The organism is Campylobacter sp. P091, from assembly GCF_002138935.1.
Classification (GTDB): Bacteria; Campylobacterota; Campylobacteria; order Campylobacterales; family Campylobacteraceae; genus Campylobacter; species Campylobacter devanensis.
This window is the reverse complement of record NZ_MJKZ01000005.1, coordinates 109,832-130,097: the sequence shown is the minus strand read 5'-3', so window position 1 is coordinate 130,097 and position 20,266 is coordinate 109,832. Positions and strand designations below refer to the sequence as shown.

Genomic DNA, 20,266 nt, shown 5'->3' with positions numbered 1-20,266 from the left:
AATCCAAGATTTTATTTAAAATATGGATTAAAGATGAATGAAATGATTAAGATTAGAGGTGCTAAAGAGCATAATCTAAAAAATATTAACCTAGATATTCCAAAAAATAAATTAGTGGTATTTACTGGTCTTAGTGGAAGTGGTAAGAGTACGCTTGCATTTGATACTTTATATGCTGAGGGTCAAAGACGATATATAGAATCTCTCTCAAGCTATGCTAGACAATTTCTTGATAGAGTTGGCAAGCCAGATGTCGATCATATCGAAGGATTAACCCCAGCTATAGCAATTGATCAAAAAAGCACTAGTAAAAACCCTCGCTCTACAGTTGGAACGATTACTGAAATTTATGATTATCTAAGACTTTTATATGCTAGAATAGGTATTCAGCACTGCCCCAAATGCGATCAAGTAGTATCTCAAATGAGTGCAAGTGATATTATAGATCAAATTCTTAAACTCCCAAATGGTGCTAAAATCACAATTCTTTCACCTATTGTAAGAGAGAAAAAAGGTAGCTTTGCTGATACATTAGAGAGTCTTGCAAATAAGGGCTTTATAAGAGCGATGATAGATGGCGTGATGGTGCGATTAGATGAAGAGATAGAACTATCAAAGACCAAAAAGCATACTATAAAAGCTGTTATAGATAGAGTTGTAGTAAATGAAGAAAATAGTGCAAGAATTGCAGATGATGTTCAAAAAGGGCTTTATGAAAGTTTTGGTGAGTTAGAAATTGAAATTTTAAATGCTGATGAGATAGGGCTAGAGAGTTCTCATATTCACTTTAGCGAACACAATGCTTGTTTTAATTGCAAAATTAGCTTTAATACACTTGAGCCACTTAGTTTTAGTTTTAACTCGCCTAAGGGGGCATGTCCTAGCTGTGATGGGCTAGGGATTCGATTTAGCTTGGATTTAAATAAGATAATAGATGATAGCTTAAGCATTGAAGATGGTGCTGTTAAGGTAATGTATGGATTTAATAAGAGCTATTATTATAAATTTATAATGGCATTTTGCGAACAAAATGATATCAGTGTGAAAACACCATATTGCCAACTCGATGAAGATGCTAAAAGGTTAATACTATATGGCAATGCAAAAAGTATTGATTTTTTATGGAAACGACATAGGATTAATAAGCATTTTGAAGGGGTTTTGAAAGTTGCTTATGAAATTTTAAAAGATGATAAAGATTTTAGCGAGTATATGACTGAAAAAGTTTGTGAAAGCTGTAAAGGTAATAGGCTATGTAGCGATAGTTTGGCTGTTAAAGTAGCGTCTAAATCAATAGGCGATATTATTAACATGAGCATAGAAAACGCTACTAAATTTTTTAGTAATAATGATAGATTTGCTCACCTAAATCCTCAACAAACTCTAATAGCTACTCCAATTTTAAAAGAGATAAATGAAAGGCTATTTTTCTTATATGATGTAGGGCTTGGATATATTAGCCTTGGTAGGGATGCTAGAACTATCAGTGGTGGCGAGGCGCAGCGTATTAGGATCGCTAGTCAGATAGGAAGCGGGCTAAGTGGGGTTATGTATGTATTAGATGAGCCTAGTATTGGATTGCATGAAAGAGATACTCTAAAGCTGATTAAAACCTTGCGAAATTTGCAAGAAAAAGGCAATACAGTAATTGTAGTAGAGCATGATAAAAAGACTATTGAAGCTGCTGATTATATAGTAGATATTGGCCCTGGAGCTGGAATTTATGGTGGTAATGTAGTTTTTAATGGTACATATAAAGAGTTATTAGCAAGTCAAACTCAAACAGCAAAATATTTAAATGGTCAAAAAGATATTAATTACTATCAAGGCAGAAAACAAAAACAGTGGCTAAGCTTAAGTGGAGTAACTATAAACAATATATCAAATTTAAGCGTTAAATTTCCACTTAGTAATCTTGTAGGTGTAACTGGAGTAAGTGGTAGCGGCAAGAGTTCGCTAGTGCTTAAAGCTCTTTTGCCAGCAGCTGAGATAGAACTAAATCGTGCTAAAAAATTTCAAGCTTTAAAGGGTGTTAAAATAGAAGGCTTAGATCAGCTAGATAAGGTTATCTATTTAGACCAAAGTCCAATAGGCAGAACTCCACGCTCCAATCCAGCTACATATACAGGCGTGATGGATGAGATAAGAGCGTTATTTGCAGCGACTAAAGAGGCTCAGATTAGAGGGTATAAAATCGGACGCTTTAGCTTTAATGTCAAAGGCGGTAGATGCGAAAAATGTAGCGGTGAGGGCGAGATAAAGGTTGAGATGCACTTTTTACCTGATATTAATGTAATATGTGATGTATGTAAAGGTACTCGCTATAATGCTCAAACTTTAGAGATAAGATATAAAGGCAAAAACATATCTGAAGTATTGGCTATGAGCGCTGATGAAGCGTTGGAGTTTTTTGCTAAGGTTCCTAAAATTTATGCTAAGCTTAGCACTATTTGCTCAGTCGGTCTTGGCTATCTTACTTTGGGTCAGTCAGCTACTACTTTAAGTGGTGGTGAAGCTCAACGGATTAAACTAGCAAAAGAACTTAGTCGTACCGATACTGGCTCTACTCTTTATATCTTAGATGAGCCTACAACTGGATTGCATTTTGCTGATGTTGATAGACTTACTGGAGTTTTACACCATTTGGTTGAATTGGGAAATTCAGTTATAGTAATAGAGCATAATTTAGATGTGATTAAAAATTGTGATTATATTATAGATATGGGGCCTGAAGGTGGAGCAGGTGGTGGCAAGGTAATTGCTAAGGGTAGTCCAATAGAGTTAGCTAAAGGATATAAAAAGAGTGGTTCTCATACTGGTAAATTTTTAGCTTTAGAGCTTAAGATAGAATAAAATTAATTTTTAATTCATAGTAAAAGAATTCGGCTAGACCGAATTCTTTATTTTAAAGATCACCAAAGAGTGCTTTTAGATTTTTTAGACCCTCTTCGTTGTTGATTTGACCCACTGGTGTGGCATTTGTCAATTCTTCTAGTTCAATCTCATATTTAGTTAACATACTTGCTAGTCTAATATTTATACCGCTTGCTCCAATTGCTTTTGATTTTTGTTCAGGTACTAGTGATACTATAGCCTTTTGTCCATCTATTTTTACAGAGCTTACTATAGCAGGAGCTAAAGCGCGTGCTACAAAAATAGCTGGTTCATTACTATACTCAATAGCGTCTATATTTTCACCATTTAACTCATTACTTACAGCATTGATTCTTACGCCTTTTATACCTACTGTTGCACCAACTGCATCGATATTTGGGGTAGTAGAATATAAAGCAATTTTAGCTTTTTTACCTGGTATTCTAGCGCTATTTTGAATGATTACACCACCATCTTTAATCTCAGGAACTTCAGCTTTTAAAAGCGCTTCAAGAAATTTAGGTGATGTACGAGAGAGTTCAACTTTTATACCATCTTTTTTATCTAGCCTTACGCTTTTAATAACACATTTTACAACATCACCAATTTTAAATTTTTCATCTTTAATACGATTTTTCATGCTCATTACAGCTCTGATCTCATCAATTTCGATGAATGTATTTTCTTCAGAATCAACTCGTGTAACTGAACCAAAAACAAGTGAGCCAATCTTTGCATTATACTTTTCAAAAATTTTCTCTTCTATTAGGCGTTGGATATGATACTCTATCTCACGGCTAAGCGTTCCAGCAGCTGTGCGACCTAGATCTTCTATATTTATTTCATAGTTTAGACTATCGCCTATTTCAAGGCTTTTATCAAATTCATGAGCTTTATCAAGGCTGATAAAATGCTCATTATCTAGGCGTTCATCATCATTATTAACAACTAGAATTTTTTGATATAGAGTGATATTTTTAGTTGTTGGATTAATTAGTGCTTCATATTCGCACTCTGAACCATATAGTTTTTTAGCAGCTGATTCAAAGGCCTTTAAGATTCTGGCTTTTACATCATCAATGTTTAAATTTTTTTCATTAGCTATTGACTCGATTATATCTAATATTCTCTCCATAAAGTTGCCTTTTGTGATTAATTTGTCAAAATAATAAATTATTGAGATTTAAAATTTGCAAGCCCGTTATTTTATCTTATATTAGCTTTTATAATCTTTAAATATATTTATACTATATAATTTAAACGAAATTTTATAGCAAATTTGATATACTAGTAAGTTAAAATCACTCAAAAAGGGATAAAAAATGGAGTTAAAATTAGCTAGAGCTGAGTTAGATGCAAAACCAAAAACAATTAGTCTAGAAAAGATCGAGAGTGCTGCGCTAAAAGATGGTGGAAAGATATTCTATTTTGATCGTGATAACTCACATAAGCAGCTTATTGCCTTAGTTGAGCATTTTGAGAACAAAGGGTTAAGCGTATATCACCGCACGGTAAAATATGGCCTAGATGAGAATGACTATATGTATGAGGTGCATATACTTTGAGCGCTGAATTTAGTAAAAAAAAGCTATTTATAGAGACTTTGGGATGTGCTATGAATGTTCGTGATAGCGAGCATATCATAGCTGAATTAGATGATGAGTATGAGACTACTAATCAGATTGGCGAGGCTGATCTAATCCTTATAAATACTTGTTCTGTGCGTGAAAGACCAGTGCATAAGCTCTTTAGTGAGGTTGGCGGATTTGAAAAAGTCAAAAAACCAGGAGCGAAAATAGGTGTTTGTGGTTGTACGGCTAGCCATCTTGGCTCTGAAGTATTTAAGCGTGCGCCGTATGTGGATTTTGTCCTTGGAGCTAGAAATGTATCAAAGATCAAAACCGCAGTCAAAACGCCTAAATTTGTGAGCGTAGATATAAATCATGATGAGAGCGAGTATGCCTTTGGTGAGTTTCGCACTAGTCCATATAAAAGTTATGTGAATATCATGATAGGATGTGATAAGAAATGCACCTATTGTATAGTCCCGCACACTAGGGGCGATGAGCTAAGCATTCCAAAAGATATAATTTTAAATGAGATTAAAAAAGCCACTAATAACGGAGCTAAAGAGATATTTTTGCTTGGTCAAAATGTAAATAATTATGGCAAAAGATTTAGTAGTTCTAATGCGCAAAAGATAGATTTTAGCGATCTTTTGAATTTAATTAGTCAAATTGATGGCGTGGAGAGAATTCGCTTTACTAGTCCGCATCCTTTGCATATGGATGATAAATTTTTATGCGAGTTTAGCTCAAATCCTAAAATCTGTAAATCTATGCATATGCCACTACAAAGTGGAAGTACAGCAATACTAAAAGCTATGAAACGTGGATATACTAAGGAGTGGTTTTTAGATAGAGCAAGTAAACTTAGAACGCTTTGTCCTGATGTTAGTATATCAACTGATATTATAGTAGGATTTCCTGGTGAGAGTGACGCAGATTTTGAAGATACGATGGATGTGCTTGAAAAGGTAAGATTTGAGCAGGTGTTTTCGTTTAAATACTCAGCTCGCCCACTAACTCCAGCAGCCACTATGCCAAATCAGATAGATGATAACATAGCTGGGGCTAGGCTCACACGCTTACAGTCTAGACATAATGAAATTTTAGATGAGATTGTAGCTAGTAAAATAGGACAAATTTATGATGTCTATTTTGAAGAGCTTAGGGCTGATGGAATGATAGCTGGTCGTACAGATAATAACTTTTTGGTTCAGGCCAAAGGCAGCGAGGAGTTGCTAGGCAAATTTGCTAAGGTTCAAATCACTCAACCAAGAAGAATGGTATTAAATGGGCAGATTATTTAGGGCTAAATTTGTTAATAAAATAGTAGAAAATTTACTAGTTTTTATAATTAAGCTTATATATCTAACTTGCAAAAAGGAGTTTATTGGAGAAGTGCCAAAGAGCAAGCCAGTAGTAGCTCTTTTTTGGCATGAGAAGTTAGCATTTATGCCATTTATTTTTAGTAGTTGTTGGCAAGGCAGAAATGCGAATGTAATGATCTCAGATCATAAAGATGGTCAAGTAATTAGCGATATTATTAGTCATTTTGGTATTGGTTCGATTAGAGGAAGTTCATCAAAAGGAGCCTTGAAAGTTTTTCTATCAGCAATAAAATCAATCCATAATGGAATTGATGTAGTGATTACCCCAGATGGTCCACGAGGTCCAAGACATAGCATTAGCGATGGTTCAGTGGCAGTTGCACAAAAAACTGGAGTAAATTTGATAGTTTTAAGTTACACAGCTAGCAGGTTTTGGCAGTTTAATAGTTGGGATAAAATGATTTTGCCAAAGCCTTTTTGCAAGCTTACCTATTGCATTGGGAACGAATTTGGCTTAGAAGGTTTAGATATGCAAGAAGCTAAAGCATTAATAGCTAAAAAATTTAATGAGGTAGATACTATAATCTAAATTTAAAGCTAAATTGGCTAAAATTTTTAAAATTTAAGGTTTAATATGTCTGGTTTAATCTCTTGGGTTCGTGGATTTTTGACTACTTTATATGTTAGTGTTGTTATTAAAGATAATCAGTGCTATCTGTACTCACGTGCTGTAAAAGGCGATAAGATTATAGGTAGTAATGAGGCTGTATTTGATGTTCATAATGGTGTAGTTGATTATAAACTTGTTGATTATCTTAAAAAGCGTACCAAGCAGTATCACTCAGTATATCTAGCTGCTATGCTTAATAGCCCTAAGCAGTGGGCGCTTCCAGCTGTAGATGCTAGAGGATTTGAAAAATTTAATATCTCATACAATCTAGTTGCTAAGATTAAAATGAAAGGCTGGAGTATTGTTGTGCCCGATAGTGAGCTAACTAGTTTTGAAGAGACATTAAATGGGCTAAAGCCTGATCTTATTTATTCTCCATTTGGTATTTTGCACTCACTTATTAAAGAGTCCCCAAAAAAAGGTAAAATTTTATATATGCTACATATGAATGATAATAATACTATCATGATTTTTGATGGCGAAGATATGAAATTTGGTGCATATTTTGATACTAGAAAAGAAAATGATGGTTTTGATTATTATGATAAGGTCTTTAGTAAAGAGGAGAGCGCAGATTTAGATAATGTTATCGAAGAAGAGCAAGATAGACTAAGTAAACTTGGAGGCCTAGGTGATATTGGCGGTGGATTTAGCGATTTTGATAATGTAGATAAAGATGATTTTGAGGATATACAGCATGAAGAGATTGCTAATGCTAATAAAAAATTAGAAGATAGTGTACGAGATATTGGTAAAGAAGTTACACTAATTAGTAATATCAAGCTTGCCATTACTGAGTATTATCAAAATAAAAATTACTTGGGTGATTTTATCGAGAGTGTTGTAATATTTGATGGACTAAGTCTTGATAATGAGTTTTTGATTATGGCAGAAAATGAGCTAATGCTAGATATTAAGTTAATTAAGCAAGATATTGATAAGCTAATAAATAATATGATGATTAGAGAGATTTGCAATGAGTTATAGTTTTATCAAGCCACGAGTTAAGCCGTTATTTTCTCTTTTTACTAGAATTTGGCTTTGGACAATGTTTTTAATAGGAGCAGCTTTTATATCTGGAGCAATTTTTATTGGAATGCAAATTTTTAATATAAATTTACAATCTGATGAGTTACAAGCTCAATACGATGCTAAATTTAAAGCTATTAATGAGTTGAAAAATCAGACTAAAATCACTTCTATAAAGCGTGACATGACTCTTGATATCTATCATAAAAATGCAATTTTAAATAAAAGTTTGATGAATTTATTTAATCTAGTTCCTGATGGAGTAACTCTTAAAAGCGTTCATATGGAAGAGTATATGCTAAAAGTAAAAGGATTAACACCAACAAAAGATCGTTTTAAGTTACTATTTGAAGCACCATTAAAGTCAATATTTGCTGTATCAAATACCACATTTTATCAGCTTCCAAATGGTTGGTATAATTTTGTAAGTATTAATAAAAATAGCCCTAATGGAGAAGTTGGCAAATGAGAGTAGATAGAAGTCTAGAAAATATCGACCTTACTAAGCTAGCAATTTATAGTTTGATTTTTGTGATTTTTGTGCTAGTAATGGTTTTTGCTGTGGCTATGCCTTCAATTGATAAATACAAACAAGCTGCGCAGATTCGCAGTGAAAAAGAGGTAAATTTAGCTAAAATTAACCAGCTTTATAATGATCATTTAGCAACCTATGAAAAGTTAAAACAGCAAAATACAAAAGCGTTAGAGTCGCTTAAAAATAGCTTTAATCAGATGAAATTTATCGGTGTTGCTGGGAAGTATTTTGATAATATCTACTTTACTAAGCCAAAAACTATAACAAGCAATTCTAAATATATAATTAGCGAAGCTAATGTAAGTGCTACAATGAAAAATCCGCAAAATTTATATGATTTTATTGCTGATATGAATACACATGATAATCTTATCAGAGTTGATTTTCCAGTTAAGATGGAGTCAAGAGATGGATATATACAAACTAGCTTTGTGATAAAAATTTATCAAGAACCTTAAGACGTTCTAAATTATTTGCTAGATATGGACGAAGCAAGGCCGGAACTTTTAGGATTCTAAATTTATCTTTTAATTTCTTATCCATTATGGTTTTTATAAATGGAGCGATAAAGTAATATTTTTTATTTGATGTGATTGTAATTTTATGCGATATTACGCAATCATTTTGAGTACAAATTTGACGAGTCTTTTGGCTCATTAGTACGCCTAGCCTTTTGCAGGCTTGATCTATTAGATAGATTGAATTTTGTGATTTAGCCACTATAAAGAGCTCTCCATCATTATATTCAAACTCACCTAAAAGTAGCTTTGCATCATCCCTTAAAAGCTCTAAGCTTTTTTTAATTCCATTTCTAAATTGCTCTACAAAAGAATCACTAAATTCAGCCCTAATTTTATTACGGGTAAATTTTAGATTTTGATTGGAGTTATCTATGAAATATTTTATATTTTGAGAGTGTAGAAATTCTAAAATTTCACTACGGCTAACACTTAAAAGCGGACGAAATACTCCTATTTCTCTATTTTGAGATTTTAGGTATCTTGTACTAAATTCGCTCATTCCAGCCAATCCTACAGCGCCACTACCTTTAGCTAGTTGCATTAATAGCCATTCAGTTGCATCATTTAGCTGGTGTGCTAAAATCAAAATTTCATAACCAAACTCACATATTATAGAGTCAAAAAACTCATATCTAATTTTACGAGCTGTCATCTCAAAATTGGAGCTGGTTAAATTTAAACTAGCTTTATGAATAAATATTTTTTTATTAAATTGTTTGCAAAGTTTTATAGCACTTTGTTCTTCAGTATTGCTACTAGGGCGAGTTTGATAGTTTACCATTGCACAATCAAAGCTTACTCCGGCTTTAACTAAAAGATAAAAAAGAGCTGTACTATCTACTCCGTGTGAAAAAGCTAGCAGCGCCTTTTTGTCTTTTAATGGTTCTAAATTTAACTGCAAACAATCTGTCCAATTAGCTTATCATTAACAAATTCAGTGATCTGACAATCATAAATTTGTCCTACTTTTGGATTTTCAATCTCGCTATCATTGATAAGAATCTCACCATCGATATCTCTATCCCAAATTATAGCCTTAGCGCCATAAAACATATCGCCTTCGCTGCTTGTGCCATTAATTTGTACTTTGATAGTATTTCCAATTAAGCTTTTAAAGCTCTCATCAATGCTAGATTTTATAATCTTTTCGATCTTATTTAATCTTTGCGTGATAATCTTTGGCTCTACTTGTTCCATTTCATAAGCTAGAGTATCTTCTTCTTTGGAGTAAGCAAATGCACTGATTCTATCAAATTTAAATTTGCTTAAAAACTCACAAAGCTCATCAAAATAGCTATCTTTTTCTCCTGGATGGCCTATTATGATTCCAGTACGCAAAAAGCTATTAGGTGCTTCTCTCATCATTGTTAAAAGCTCAATTATCTTATCTTTATTAGCACCACGACGCATTATCTTTAGCATCTCATCATTTATATGCTGTATAGGCATATCAAAATAATTGACAAATACTTTGGAATCAATAATTTTTTGAATTAGTTTTGCGTTGGTAGTTGTAGGATATAGATATAAAATTCTAGCTGCATTTATCCCTTCTATCTTTTCAACCTCATCTATAAGAGCTATAAGCCCTTCATTTTCTCCATGATCACGCAAGAATGAGCTGCTATCTTGAGCGATAAAGCTAAAATCATTATATCCTCTACTAATTAGCTCTTTTATCTCATCAACGATACTTGAAATTTCTCTACTTTTTAGCTTTCCTTTAAAGCTAGGAATTGCACAAAAGCTACATTTTTGATTACAACCTTCAGAGATTTTGATATATGCGTGATAGCTTGAACCAGTAATTACTCTTTTGGTATTGGCTGCTTGCAAGTATGTTTCTGGACTAAATAGATTTTGTTTTTTAAGGATTATCTCATCTATTTTAGCATAATCTCCAACGCCAGTAAATATATCTACCTCTGGTAACTCACGCATAAGCTCATCTTTATATCTTTGCATTAAGCAGCCAGTAACTACTAAAACTGAATTTGGTTTTTTATAACTTGCTAGCTCTAAAATTGTACTTATGCTTTCGCTTTTAGCATCTTCTATAAAGCCACAGGTATTTACTATCATTACATCAGCTAAGCTAGGATCATCTACTAAATCATACGCACTTAGTCTTCCAAGCATGATCTCGCTATCAACTAGATTTTTATTACATCCAAGTGAAACTAAATATAAATTTGCCATATTACACCCACAAATTATCAATTAAGCGTGTATTGCTTACATATACAGCAATTAAAATAATAGTATTGCCAAGCTCAATGCTATCAATCGGTTTTAAATTCTTATCCACAATTGCTATATAATCAACTTTTAAAGGCTCTAGACAGCTACTCATTGCATCTTTTATCTCAAGAGAGTTTAATTTATTTGCTTTAATTAAATTGCTAGCTTTCATCAAAGACCTTGAGAGTTTTAATGCTTGAGCTAATTCATCATCATTTAAGTATGAGTTACGACTCGAAAGTGCTAAGCCATCGCTAGAGCGAACTATATCAACAGGAACTATATTAATTGGCATAAATAGCGATTTTACCATATGCTGTACTATTAAAAGCTGTTGAGCGTCCTTTTTGCCAAAGTATGCGTTTGTAGGATTAATGATATTAAAAAATTTAGTTAATACTGTACAAACACCATCAAAATGTCCCGGCCTTGTAGCGCCTTCGAGTGTGCTAGATAGCTCTTTTGGTGCTAAGATTTTTGGCTCTATTTGGCTATAAATTTCATTAGCATCAGGCATAAATATTGCATCTACTCCACATAATTCACATATTTTAATATCAGCCTCAGGTGTTCTAGGATATCTATCTAAATCCTCACCGGCTAAAAATTGTGTTGGATTGACAAAAATGCTTACTATAGTATGATTATTTTGTGATACAGAGCTTTTTAATAGCTGAGCATGACCGGCGTGCAAAGCACCCATTGTCGGCACAAAGCCTACATTTCCACTGCAAGTAGCACGGAATTGACGCACTTCTTGTACTGTTTTTAATATCTGCATAAGACTCTCTTTTGAAATTTTTAATCTATAATTTTAGCATAAATTTCTAAAAATTTTTCCTGTAAATAATTAAATTTTAACCATATTTTAGATAAAATTTCGCCAAAATTTTAAAAGGTAAAACTTTGGATAACTATGAGTATAACGAACTTTTAAAGGGTTTAAAGATCAAGGTTGATAATATTGCTAAAGTTGTAAATCCCTCTTTAATACAATCAAGACTTAAAGAGATTGAAGCTTTAGAACAAGACCCTAGCTTTTGGAGTGATGTCCAAATGGCTGGACAAATAGGCAAAGAAAAGACCAAATTAAACTCTATGCTAGCTAAATTTCAAAATGCTAAAAACTCATTAAATGATGCTATAGAATTATTTGATTTAGCAAATTCAGAAAATGATTTAGATACTATAAATTCGCTATTTGAGGACTCTGTTAAGTTAGAAGAGACTATTATAAATTTAGAAGTTGCCATGATGCTAAGCAGTGAAGATGATAGCAAAAATGCTATTGTAAGTATTCATCCAGGAGCTGGCGGAACTGAGAGTAATGACTGGGCTAGTATGCTATATAGAATGTATCTAAGATTTTGCGAAAGAGAAGGCTTTAAGGTTGAGACTTTAGATTTTCAAGAGGGCGATGAGGCCGGATTAAAAGATGTTAGCTTTATTGTAAAAGGTGAAAATGCTTATGGCTATTTAAAGGCTGAAAATGGAATTCATCGTCTAGTAAGAACCAGCCCATTTGATAGTGCTGGTAGGCGTCATACGAGCTTTTCAAGTGTAATGGTAAGTCCCGAGATTGATGATGATATCGAGATTGATATTGATGAAAAAGATATAAGATATGATTATTATAGAGCCAGTGGAGCAGGTGGCCAACATGTAAATAAAACTGAATCAGCCGTACGCATAACTCACCATCCAACCGGAATCGTAGTTCAATGTCAAAATGATAGAAGTCAGCATAAAAACAAAGCTACAGCTCTAAAAATGCTCAAATCAAGGCTATATGAGCTAGAGTTAGAAAAGCAAAGAGCAGCTAGCCAATCAGTAGAAAAAAGCGAAATGGGCTGGGGTCATCAAATTCGCTCATATGTTTTATTTCCATACAAACAAGTAAAAGATAATAGAAGTAATATCGCCTACTCGCAAGCTGATGCAGTTTTAGATGGTGATATCAAAAAGATAATAGAAGCTGTATTGATTAGTCAAAAATCAAGTAATTAAAGGGAGATAATGAGTGTAGAACTAGTGCTAACTGGACTTGGATATAATGTAAATGATGCGCTTGTAGAGCAGGTAAAAAGAGTTTTATCAGCATCTGATTTTGATGAAAAAGAGATTGAGCATATTATAAATTTACATGAAAAAATAAAACATAGCGATGGGTTTGTCGCTCTATCTAATAGTGAAGATAAATTTAAAATCAAATGTGAAAGTACTATTCCAGAGATTATTGATGAATTTAATGAGATTGTGCAGTCATGGGCTAGTAAGTATAAAATTATCATAGAAAAACTAGCTGGTAAGCAGACCTATTATATATTAAGGAGGGAGGATTGAGACAGGTTATAGTAGCAGTTTTAGCTGGGTTTATTCTGGCTGGTTGTGTGCAAAAATTCCCTGGGCCAATTACTGTTAAACCTGAGCCAATCAACATTAGCGAACAAGAGGTTAAGGCTAAGATTGATAACTTTTATAGTGAATGCTCAAAGCTAAAAGATGCCTTTAAATGCAAAAGAGTAGCTGATGATATTTATAAAAGTGGAGATTTTAGAAGTGCAGCAATCGCTTATGATATGGTTTGCTATGGTTTTCAATATATTCCAGCTTGTAAGCAGCTTGCAGATATGTTTGCTCATGGCGATGGTATGCCAAGAGATATTGACACTGCTGCAACAATCTATCAAATTGCTTGTAATAACGGTGATAATAACTCTTGTGATTTAGCTAGAAATTTAAGAGTGCAAAATCAAAATCGATAATCTTTAGCCAAAGAGAAAATCTCTTTGGCTATTTAATTAAAATTTATAGTTATAACCTAAATAAGCACCATAATCCATTCTATTTTATAACCTTCTAAACCTGTAGATGTGTAATCGCTTTTTAGATAAATTCAATCTCATTGCTATCATTTATCGCATAAATACTACCAAGCTTCAATCCAAAATACCGCCTGTTTTAGTATCACCTACTTTTTGTGTTGAGCCATTATTGTCTGTATCAATACTTTCTCCTTTTGTTATAGCTACCCAATTAAAGCTTTAAAACTATCATTAATCGATGGAGTGTATCCTGCTCCTAAGATGATGTTATGTGATTTGAATTTTATTTCATTATTGCTATAGTTTGAATCATTTATGTCAGATTTATCTCTAGACTACATTTTATAGCTGTATCCAGTCCAAACTCTATAGATGTCAAAATATTTACCAAATTTAAGGCTTAATTCTCCAATTACATCTAAAGTAATTGGGCAAAATGTAGCAAAAGTTAGAAAAGAGCGCAAGGTTTCGCAATTATCTTTATCTTTATCTTTGGATATGGGGTATAAATCTGTAAGTGTAGTAAGTTTTGCTGAGATTAGTCTAAAAGGAGCCCATTTTAATATTGCTCACTTACTTCAAATATCTACGATTTTAAATGTGCAATTAATAGAGCATTTATCTAATTAAGTTAAATTTGAATTAAAAGGATTAAAGATATTTTAGGCCTATTGATAAGCTAATTTATAGAATTAAATGAGTAAAATAGATTAAAATTTAGCCAAGTTATACTAAAACCTGGCTAAATAGTCAATTATTCATAAGCTCCAACAGAGAGTATTTTTTCCATTCTAGCGCTTACTACTTCATCAATTGATAACTTCTCAAGCTCTTCTAGCTTAGTTCTGATATACTCACCAACAGCAGCTATAGCGCCATCTTTATCTCTGTGAGCTCCCATTATAGGTTCATCTATCACATCATCGATTAAATTTAGCTCTTTTAAATCATCAGCTGTTATTTTCATAGCTTTTGTAGCAGCTTCGCTTTTGCTAGGATCATTCCATAAAATTGCTGCACAACCTTCTGGTGAAATAACAGAAAATACTGAATTTCTCATCATCGCAAGCCTATCGGCCACACCAATAGCTAAAGCACCGCCGCTACCACCTTCGCCAATTACTATAGCAATAGTGCGAGTTCTAAGCTCACTAAGTTCAAATAGGTTTCTAGCAATTGCCTCGCTTTGACCACGCTCTTCAGCGCCTACTCCTGGATATGCGCCTGGAGTATCTATGAAAAATATAACTGGAATTTCAAATTTCTCAGCTAGTCTAGCTACACGAAGGGCTTTTCTATAGCCTTCAGGATGAGGCATACCAAAGTTTCTCATAATTTTATATTTTGTTCCACGGCCTTTTTGTTCGGCTATGACAATTACCTTTTTATTGCCTATGTAACCGCTATAACAGACAATTGATGGATCATCAGCGTAAGTTCTATCACCGTGAATTTCATAGCTATCAGTTAGAAGAGCTCTGATATAATCAAGCGCATAAGGGCGATCTGGATGCCTAGCTAAATTTAATCTTTGGAATTCATTTAAATTTTTATATGTTTTTGCTATCTCTTTTTCTAAATTTTTGCTTAGGATCTCAATAGCATGCTCATCGCCTTTAATTTTAGCATTGGCGATATCTTCATCAATTTGTTGAATACCTTTTTCAAAATCAAGATAGCTAGCCATTATTTTAGCCTTTTGAATATGACTGAGCCATTAGTTCCACCAAAGCCAAATGAGTTGCTCATTATAGCATTTAGTTCGCAATTTCTAGCTGAATTTGGGGTATAATCCAAGTCGCACTCAGGCGCTCTGTCTGTTTGATTAATTGTTGGTGGGATAATGCCTTGATCCATTGCCATAATAGAAATAACGGCTTCAATAGCGCCAGCTGCACCAAGACAGTGACCTGTTTGACCCTTAGTAGAGCTAATAGCTGGGATATTATCGCCAAATACAGCTTTGATAGCAGCAGTTTCATTGGCATCGTTTGCTGATGTTGATGTGCCGTGAGCATTGATATAATCAATTTTGATATCTCCAGCCATTGATAGGGCTTTACTCATAGCTCTTTGTGGGCCATCTTGACTTGGGCTTGTGATATGATGAGCATCACCGCTTTCTCCAAATCCTGCTACTTCAGCATAGATTTTTGCGCCTCTAGCTATTGCACTTTCATACTCTTCTAGCACTAATGCACCAGCACCTTCTCCCATTACAAAGCCATCTCTATTTGCATCAAATGGTCTTGATGCAGCTGCTGGATCGTCGTTTCTTGTAGATAGTGCTTTCATCGCAGCAAATCCGCCGATACCTACAGGACAGATAGCAGATTCAGCACCAATTACTAGCATAGCCTTTGTCTCGCCTATCATTATGCTTTTAGCTGCTTCGCATATAGCGTGAGTAGATGCAGCACATGCTGTTACGCTAGATAAATTTGGGCCTTTTAGATTATGAGCTATGCTTACTAATCCACCAAGCATATTTACAAGTGCAGAAGGGATAAAAAACGGAGATATTTTTCTAGGCCCTTTTTCTAAGCATATATTAGAATTCTTTTCTATATTAGGTAGGCCACCGATGCCAGCAGCTGAGCTAACGCCAAATTCACCTGGATCAAAATCTTTAAAATTAGCATCATCCATAGCGTCTTTAGCGGCTTTTAAGCCTAATTGGATAAATCTATCTACCTTTTTTATCTCTTTTGCTTCCATTATAGTAGCTGGATCAAAATCATCTATTTGAGCAGCTATTTGTACTGGAAAATCAGTAGCATCAAATAGGGTTATCTTTTTTACACCTGTTTTGCCATCGCAAATATTTTTAAAAGATACATCTTTATCAAGACCTAGCGCAGTTATCATGCCTAAACCAGTTACTACCACTCTTTTCAATGCTACTTCTCCTAAAATTTAAATTTAATCACTTAATATTTTAATTATTTTTTTAGACCTTCAACATAATTTACAACATCTGCGATGCTAATTAGTTTTTCTGCTTCGCTATCTGGGATTTCTACATCAAATTTTTCTTCTAAAGCCATAACAAGCTCAACAACATCTAGTGAATCAGCACCTAGATCTTCAATTATTTTTGACTCCATTTTTACTGCGTCAGCTGCAACACTTAGTTGTTCTACAACAACATCTCTAACTTCGTCAAATATTGCCATAATTTTCTCCTAAAATAAAAATGAGTGTAATCTTACTATAATTTGGCTTAAAGTTTTCTACATATATAGGCCACCATTGATTTTAAGGGTATCGCCTGTGATGTAGCTTGCATAATCGCTTAGCAAGAACGCTATTGCTGTGGCTACTTCTTTAGCTTCTCCAAATCTTTTTAATGGAATATTTGCTGAGTAGTGTGCTTTAATTTCATCACTTAGAGCATCGGTCATATCTGTAGCTATAAATCCTGGAGTTACGCTATTAAATCTGATATTTCTACTAGCACCTTCTTTGGCAAAACTTTTACTCATTGCTATCATGCCGCCTTTGCTAGCTGAGTAGTTGGTTTGGCCTGCATTACCCATTTCACCAACTATTGAAGCTACATTTACAACTGAACCAAAGCGTTTTTTGCTCATTACTTTAAGTGCTTCTTTACAACCAATAAATGCGCTTTTTAAATTTGCATCAATAACGCTATCAAAGTCATCTACACTCATTCTTAAAGCTAGTTTATCATTTGTAATCCCCGCATTATTTACTAGATAGCTTAACTCTCCATCGCTTTGAATAATTAGATTTATAGCTGCTATAAAATCTTCTTCATTTGTTGCATCAAATTTAACAACAGCAGCACTTCCGCCACCAGCTTCTATTTGAGCTTTTAAATCATCTGCAAGCTTAGGATTTGATCTATAATTTATCCAAACTTTAAGTCCAAAACTAGCTAAAACTTTACAAATTTCAGCACCAATTCCACGGCTTGCACCAGTAACTAAAACATTTTTTCCGCTAAATTTCATTTATTATCCTTTAAAATAGTGGTTTATCCATAACTTCTGGAATTTCTAAATCCATTAATTTTAGTATTGTTGGAGCTACATTGCTTAACCCGCCGTATTCTATCGAGTTTATACCATCAGCTACTACATAGTTAAATACATCAAATGTTGTATGATTAGTTAGTAGTTCGCCATCGCTACTTTGCATTGCTTCGCAGTTTCCATGATCGCTAATTTGCATATATGAGTAGCCATACTCTTTAGCTTTTGCAATCACTTTACCTAAGCATTCATCTACTGCTTCAACTGCTTTTATAGCTGCGTCATAGTTTCCAGTGTGACCGACCATATCACCATTTGCATAATTTACTACTATAAATTCAATCCCATTTTCTATGCCTTTTATCACCGCATCAGTTACTTCATATGCACTCATAGCTGGCTGTTCATCATATGTTTTAACTTTTGGACTTGGTATTAATACTCTTGTTTCATTCTCTACAAGATCCTCTTTGCCACCATTAAAAAAGAATGTTACATGAGCATATTTTTCAGTCTCGGCAGTGTGGAGTTGTCTTAATCCATTTTTTGCTATAACATCAGCTAATGTATCTTTAATATCATCATTTTTAAACATTATAGGAAAGCTAAATTTATCATCATAGCTTGTCATTGTAATTAGATTTTTGCAGTAAGTTTGACGATTAAACTCAGTAAAATCATCACTAGCCAAAGCAGCGCAAATCTCCCTTGCTCTATCATTTCTAAAGTTGATAAAGATTATTCCATCATCTTTTTTAATTCCACCAAAATCTATAAAACTAGCTGGTTCTATAAACTCATCAAATATCTCTTTTTGATATGAATTTTCCATATATTGGGTTGGAGTTATTGTTTGTAAATTTTCATTTTGAGCTATGATTTTATAAGCAGTTTCTACTCTATCCCATCTTTTATCCCTATCCATAGCATAAAATCTACCGCTGATTGAGGCAACTGTAAATTTGTCTTGAAGAGATTTTATGAAATTTAATCCAGTTTTTGGATTGACATCACGGCCATCAGTTATAGGGTGAGCATAAACCTCTTTTTTATTTGCGATACAAATTTGACATATAGCATCAAAATGATTTATATGTGAGTGTACGCCACCATCGCTATAAAGACCAATAACATGAACTCTATTTACTTTATTTAGTAGCTCTTTTAATTCTGGATTATCTTTTAATTTGTCTGATTCTATTGCTTTGTCAATCTTAACTAAATTTTGATATAGGATTCTTCCACTGCCAATAGTCATATGGCCAACTTCGCTATTGCCCATTTGCCCATCAGGCAAGCCCACAGCTAGACCGCTAGTTTTTAATAAATTTTTAGCAGCATTTGCTTCTAACCACTCATATGTTGGCTTTTTAGCAGCATTAAATGCATTAAATTCATTGCTTGGATTATATCCAATTCCATCAGTGATTACCAGTATAGATTTTTTGCTCATTTGGTTATGTCCTTATTTAAGCATATTTTAGGCACAATTTTAACATTGATTTATAAATAATTATAATTTTTTTAAATTTTTAACTAGATTTATCCAAATATTATCAAAAAATTTATATAATTTTATCTTAAATTTTTTAGTTATCGTCTTAGGATTTCTGGTGTTTTATTATATTTATGAAATTTTTGAATTTAATTTTTTTAGTTATATTAGCGTTCGTGCTGGGATTAGCTTTTTTTTAGCTTTTGTTTTGACTCTATTTTTTATGCCTAAATTTATAGCTTGGGCAAGGATTAAAAATGCTAATCAGCCTATATATGAGCTAGCTCCGCAATCTCATCAGCAAAAAGGTAAAACTCCGACAATGGGCGGTGTTGTTTTTGTTATTTGTGCTGTAGTGGCCACGCTTTTGAGTGCAAATTTAAGCAATGCTTTTGTGCTTATTGGGCTTTTTGTTTTGGGTGGATTTTGTCTGCTTGGTTTTTATGATGATTATAGCAAGATAGTTGGTCGCCAAAATCACGCTGGTTTGCACGCTAGGGTTAAATTTGTTTTTCAAATTGTGCTTGGTGTGATAGCTGCTGTGCTTTTATATTTTTTTAGCGGACTTGATTCTTTATTTTATTTTCCATTTTATAAGCATGCGATTTTAGATATATCTATTTTTGCAATGTTATTTTGGGTTTTGGTATTTACTTCAGCATCTAATGCAGTAAATTTAACAGATGGATTAGATGGACTTGCTAGTGTGCCTTCTATTTTTGGATTAGTTAGTCTTGGAATATTTGCTTATTTGATGGGAAATGCAGTTTATAGCTCTTATTTATTGCTACCTAAGGTGGTAAATTTAGGCGAAATTGTAATCTTAGTTACTGCTGTTATTGGGGCGCTTTTTGGGTTTTTATGGTTTAATTGCTATCCGGCTGAGGTTTTTATGGGTGATAGTGGTAGCCTTAGTATCGGTGCATTTATCGGATATATGGGGATTGTTACAAAAAATGAGATTTTGCTTATAATAATCGGGTTTGTATTTGTGGTTGAGACGCTCTCTGTAATTTTGCAAGTTGGTAGCTTTAAGATTAGAAAAAAGCGTATATTTTTAATGGCACCTTTACATCACCATTTCGAGATGAAGGGGTGGAGCGAAAATAAGATTATTGTGCGGTTTTGGATGATAGCTTTGGTGGCAAATTTAATTGCTTTGATAGCTTTAAAATTAAGGTAAAA

21 protein-coding genes are annotated in these 20,266 nt (G+C 33.6%); 12 read left to right on the top strand and 9 right to left on the bottom strand.

Features of this window, described 5'->3' with window-relative positions; all coding sequences use genetic code 11:
- Nucleotides 1-33: 33 nt before the first annotated feature.
- On the top strand, nt 34-2,853 hold the full coding sequence (gene uvrA / locus CIGNP91_RS06405) for an excinuclease ABC subunit UvrA (protein WP_086253705.1): 2,820 nt from the start codon (nt 34-36) through the stop codon (nt 2,851-2,853).
- A gap of 52 nt (nt 2,854-2,905) precedes the next feature.
- Here the strand turns inward: uvrA and nusA are convergent, their stop codons facing one another.
- Nucleotides 2,906-4,009: a transcription termination factor NusA gene (gene nusA / locus CIGNP91_RS06400; RefSeq protein ID WP_086240404.1), complete on the bottom strand. Its 1,104-nt coding sequence runs from the start codon at nt 4,007-4,009 to the stop codon at nt 2,906-2,908.
- 187 nt (nt 4,010-4,196) lie between these two features.
- On the opposite strand from nusA, the gene CIGNP91_RS06395 reads away from it, so the two are divergent.
- Genes CIGNP91_RS06395 through CIGNP91_RS06370 form a run of 6 tightly spaced genes read left to right on the top strand, consistent with a single transcriptional unit; the run spans nt 4,197 to nt 8,459 of the window.
- Nucleotides 4,197-4,439 carry an HP0268 family nuclease gene (locus CIGNP91_RS06395; RefSeq protein ID WP_086225084.1) on the top strand — a complete coding sequence of 81 codons (243 nt, stop codon included), beginning with the start codon at nt 4,197-4,199 and terminating at the stop codon, nt 4,437-4,439.
- Nucleotides 4,436-5,746: a tRNA (N6-isopentenyl adenosine(37)-C2)-methylthiotransferase MiaB gene (gene miaB, locus CIGNP91_RS06390; protein ID WP_086253704.1), complete on the top strand. Its 1,311-nt coding sequence runs from the start codon at nt 4,436-4,438 to the stop codon at nt 5,744-5,746. Before CIGNP91_RS06395 ends, miaB begins: the two co-directional genes overlap by 4 nt.
- Nucleotides 5,730-6,356: a lysophospholipid acyltransferase family protein gene (locus CIGNP91_RS06385; protein ID WP_086253703.1), complete on the top strand. Its 627-nt coding sequence runs from the start codon at nt 5,730-5,732 to the stop codon at nt 6,354-6,356. The genes miaB and CIGNP91_RS06385 overlap by 17 nt, the downstream gene beginning before the upstream one ends.
- Nucleotides 6,357-6,401: 45 nt before the next feature.
- Nucleotides 6,402-7,424, top strand: a complete 1,023-nt coding sequence (locus CIGNP91_RS06380) for a hypothetical protein (protein WP_086246035.1) — start codon at nt 6,402-6,404, stop codon at nt 7,422-7,424.
- A complete protein-coding gene (locus CIGNP91_RS06375; RefSeq protein ID WP_086225087.1) occupies nt 7,414-7,935 on the top strand; it encodes a hypothetical protein in 522 nt (173 codons plus the stop codon). Before CIGNP91_RS06380 ends, CIGNP91_RS06375 begins: the two co-directional genes overlap by 11 nt.
- Nucleotides 7,932-8,459, top strand: a complete 528-nt coding sequence (locus tag CIGNP91_RS06370; protein WP_086225088.1) for a hypothetical protein — start codon at nt 7,932-7,934, stop codon at nt 8,457-8,459. Before CIGNP91_RS06375 ends, CIGNP91_RS06370 begins: the two co-directional genes overlap by 4 nt.
- On the opposite strand, the gene tilS is transcribed toward CIGNP91_RS06370, so the two are convergent.
- Genes tilS through panC form a run of 3 tightly spaced genes read right to left on the bottom strand, consistent with a single transcriptional unit; the run spans nt 8,425 to nt 11,544 of the window.
- Nucleotides 8,425-9,423: a tRNA lysidine(34) synthetase TilS gene (tilS, locus tag CIGNP91_RS06365; protein ID WP_086253702.1), complete on the bottom strand. Its 999-nt coding sequence runs from the start codon at nt 9,421-9,423 to the stop codon at nt 8,425-8,427. The genes CIGNP91_RS06370 and tilS overlap by 35 nt on opposite strands.
- Nucleotides 9,414-10,721, bottom strand: a complete 1,308-nt coding sequence (rimO, locus tag CIGNP91_RS06360) for a 30S ribosomal protein S12 methylthiotransferase RimO (RefSeq protein WP_086253701.1) — start codon at nt 10,719-10,721, stop codon at nt 9,414-9,416. The genes tilS and rimO overlap by 10 nt, the downstream gene beginning before the upstream one ends.
- Nucleotide 10,722: 1 nt before the next feature.
- Nucleotides 10,723-11,544 carry a pantoate--beta-alanine ligase gene (gene panC, locus CIGNP91_RS06355; RefSeq protein WP_086253700.1) on the bottom strand — a complete coding sequence of 274 codons (822 nt, stop codon included), beginning with the start codon at nt 11,542-11,544 and terminating at the stop codon, nt 10,723-10,725.
- A 125-nt stretch (nt 11,545-11,669) separates the two neighbouring features.
- Between panC and prfB the strand changes: the two genes are divergently transcribed.
- The 4 genes from prfB (at nt 11,670) to CIGNP91_RS06335 (ending at nt 14,218) form a co-directional block, all read left to right on the top strand.
- Complete coding sequence (gene prfB / locus CIGNP91_RS06350; protein WP_086225092.1) at nt 11,670-12,770, top strand: peptide chain release factor 2; 1,101 nt, start codon at nt 11,670-11,672, stop codon at nt 12,768-12,770.
- Nucleotides 12,771-12,779: 9 nt separating this feature from the next.
- The gene (locus CIGNP91_RS06345; protein ID WP_086228472.1) at nt 12,780-13,106 is read left to right on the top strand and encodes a type II secretion system protein; all 327 of its coding nucleotides are present in this window, start codon (nt 12,780-12,782) and stop codon (nt 13,104-13,106) included.
- Complete coding sequence (locus CIGNP91_RS06340) at nt 13,103-13,528, top strand: SEL1-like repeat protein (protein ID WP_086253699.1); 426 nt, start codon at nt 13,103-13,105, stop codon at nt 13,526-13,528. The genes CIGNP91_RS06345 and CIGNP91_RS06340 overlap by 4 nt, the downstream gene beginning before the upstream one ends.
- Before the next feature lie 432 nt (nt 13,529-13,960).
- Nucleotides 13,961-14,218 carry a hypothetical protein gene (locus CIGNP91_RS06335; protein WP_086253698.1) on the top strand — a complete coding sequence of 86 codons (258 nt, stop codon included), beginning with the start codon at nt 13,961-13,963 and terminating at the stop codon, nt 14,216-14,218.
- A 124-nt stretch (nt 14,219-14,342) separates the two neighbouring features.
- On the opposite strand, the gene accA is transcribed toward CIGNP91_RS06335, so the two are convergent.
- From accA to gpmI, 5 genes are read right to left on the bottom strand one after another with little or no spacing between them, the layout of a single operon-like run.
- Nucleotides 14,343-15,275, bottom strand: a complete 933-nt coding sequence (gene accA / locus CIGNP91_RS06330; RefSeq protein ID WP_086225096.1) for an acetyl-CoA carboxylase carboxyl transferase subunit alpha — start codon at nt 15,273-15,275, stop codon at nt 14,343-14,345.
- Nucleotides 15,275-16,486, bottom strand: a complete 1,212-nt coding sequence (locus tag CIGNP91_RS06325) for a beta-ketoacyl-ACP synthase II (protein WP_086253697.1) — start codon at nt 16,484-16,486, stop codon at nt 15,275-15,277. The genes accA and CIGNP91_RS06325 overlap by 1 nt, the downstream gene beginning before the upstream one ends.
- Before the next feature lie 44 nt (nt 16,487-16,530).
- A complete protein-coding gene (gene acpP, locus CIGNP91_RS06320; protein WP_086225098.1) occupies nt 16,531-16,764 on the bottom strand; it encodes an acyl carrier protein in 234 nt (77 codons plus the stop codon).
- Between the two features lie 57 nt (nt 16,765-16,821).
- Nucleotides 16,822-17,565, bottom strand: coding sequence for a 3-oxoacyl-ACP reductase FabG (gene fabG, locus CIGNP91_RS06315; RefSeq protein WP_086228477.1), 744 nt, complete (start codon nt 17,563-17,565; stop codon nt 16,822-16,824).
- A gap of 10 nt (nt 17,566-17,575) precedes the next feature.
- Nucleotides 17,576-19,039, bottom strand: a complete 1,464-nt coding sequence (gene gpmI, locus CIGNP91_RS06310; RefSeq protein ID WP_086253696.1) for a 2,3-bisphosphoglycerate-independent phosphoglycerate mutase — start codon at nt 19,037-19,039, stop codon at nt 17,576-17,578.
- Nucleotides 19,040-19,199: 160 nt separating this feature from the next.
- On the opposite strand from gpmI, the gene mraY reads away from it, so the two are divergent.
- On the top strand, nt 19,200-20,264 hold the full coding sequence (gene mraY, locus CIGNP91_RS06305) for a phospho-N-acetylmuramoyl-pentapeptide-transferase (protein WP_086253695.1): 1,065 nt from the start codon (nt 19,200-19,202) through the stop codon (nt 20,262-20,264).
- Nucleotides 20,265-20,266 lie beyond the last annotated feature (2 nt).

What these genes read in the sequence shown, in the direction of transcription:
- nusA (WP_086240404.1), bottom strand. Translation starts at nt 4,009, where the DNA reads ATGGAGAGAATATTAGATATAATCGAGTCAATAGCTAATGAAAAAAAT.
- rimO (WP_086253701.1), bottom strand. Translation starts at nt 10,721, where the DNA reads ATGGCAAATTTATATTTAGTTTCACTTGGATGTAATAAAAATCTAGTT.
- gpmI (WP_086253696.1), bottom strand. Translation starts at nt 19,039, where the DNA reads ATGAGCAAAAAATCTATACTGGTAATCACTGATGGAATTGGATATAAT.
- uvrA (WP_086253705.1), top strand. Translation starts at nt 34, where the DNA reads ATGAATGAAATGATTAAGATTAGAGGTGCTAAAGAGCATAATCTAAAA.
- CIGNP91_RS06345 (WP_086228472.1), top strand. Translation starts at nt 12,780, where the DNA reads ATGAGTGTAGAACTAGTGCTAACTGGACTTGGATATAATGTAAATGAT.
- CIGNP91_RS06385 (WP_086253703.1), top strand. Translation starts at nt 5,730, where the DNA reads ATGGGCAGATTATTTAGGGCTAAATTTGTTAATAAAATAGTAGAAAAT.
- CIGNP91_RS06395 (WP_086225084.1), top strand. Translation starts at nt 4,197, where the DNA reads ATGGAGTTAAAATTAGCTAGAGCTGAGTTAGATGCAAAACCAAAAACA.
- CIGNP91_RS06375 (WP_086225087.1), top strand. Translation starts at nt 7,414, where the DNA reads ATGAGTTATAGTTTTATCAAGCCACGAGTTAAGCCGTTATTTTCTCTT.
- accA (WP_086225096.1), bottom strand. Translation starts at nt 15,275, where the DNA reads ATGGCTAGCTATCTTGATTTTGAAAAAGGTATTCAACAAATTGATGAA.
- fabG (WP_086228477.1), bottom strand. Translation starts at nt 17,565, where the DNA reads ATGAAATTTAGCGGAAAAAATGTTTTAGTTACTGGTGCAAGCCGTGGA.
- panC (WP_086253700.1), bottom strand. Translation starts at nt 11,544, where the DNA reads ATGCAGATATTAAAAACAGTACAAGAAGTGCGTCAATTCCGTGCTACT.
- CIGNP91_RS06335 (WP_086253698.1), top strand. Translation starts at nt 13,961, where the DNA reads ATGTCAAAATATTTACCAAATTTAAGGCTTAATTCTCCAATTACATCT.
- CIGNP91_RS06370 (WP_086225088.1), top strand. Translation starts at nt 7,932, where the DNA reads ATGAGAGTAGATAGAAGTCTAGAAAATATCGACCTTACTAAGCTAGCA.
- acpP (WP_086225098.1), bottom strand. Translation starts at nt 16,764, where the DNA reads ATGGCAATATTTGACGAAGTTAGAGATGTTGTTGTAGAACAACTAAGT.
- CIGNP91_RS06380 (WP_086246035.1), top strand. Translation starts at nt 6,402, where the DNA reads ATGTCTGGTTTAATCTCTTGGGTTCGTGGATTTTTGACTACTTTATAT.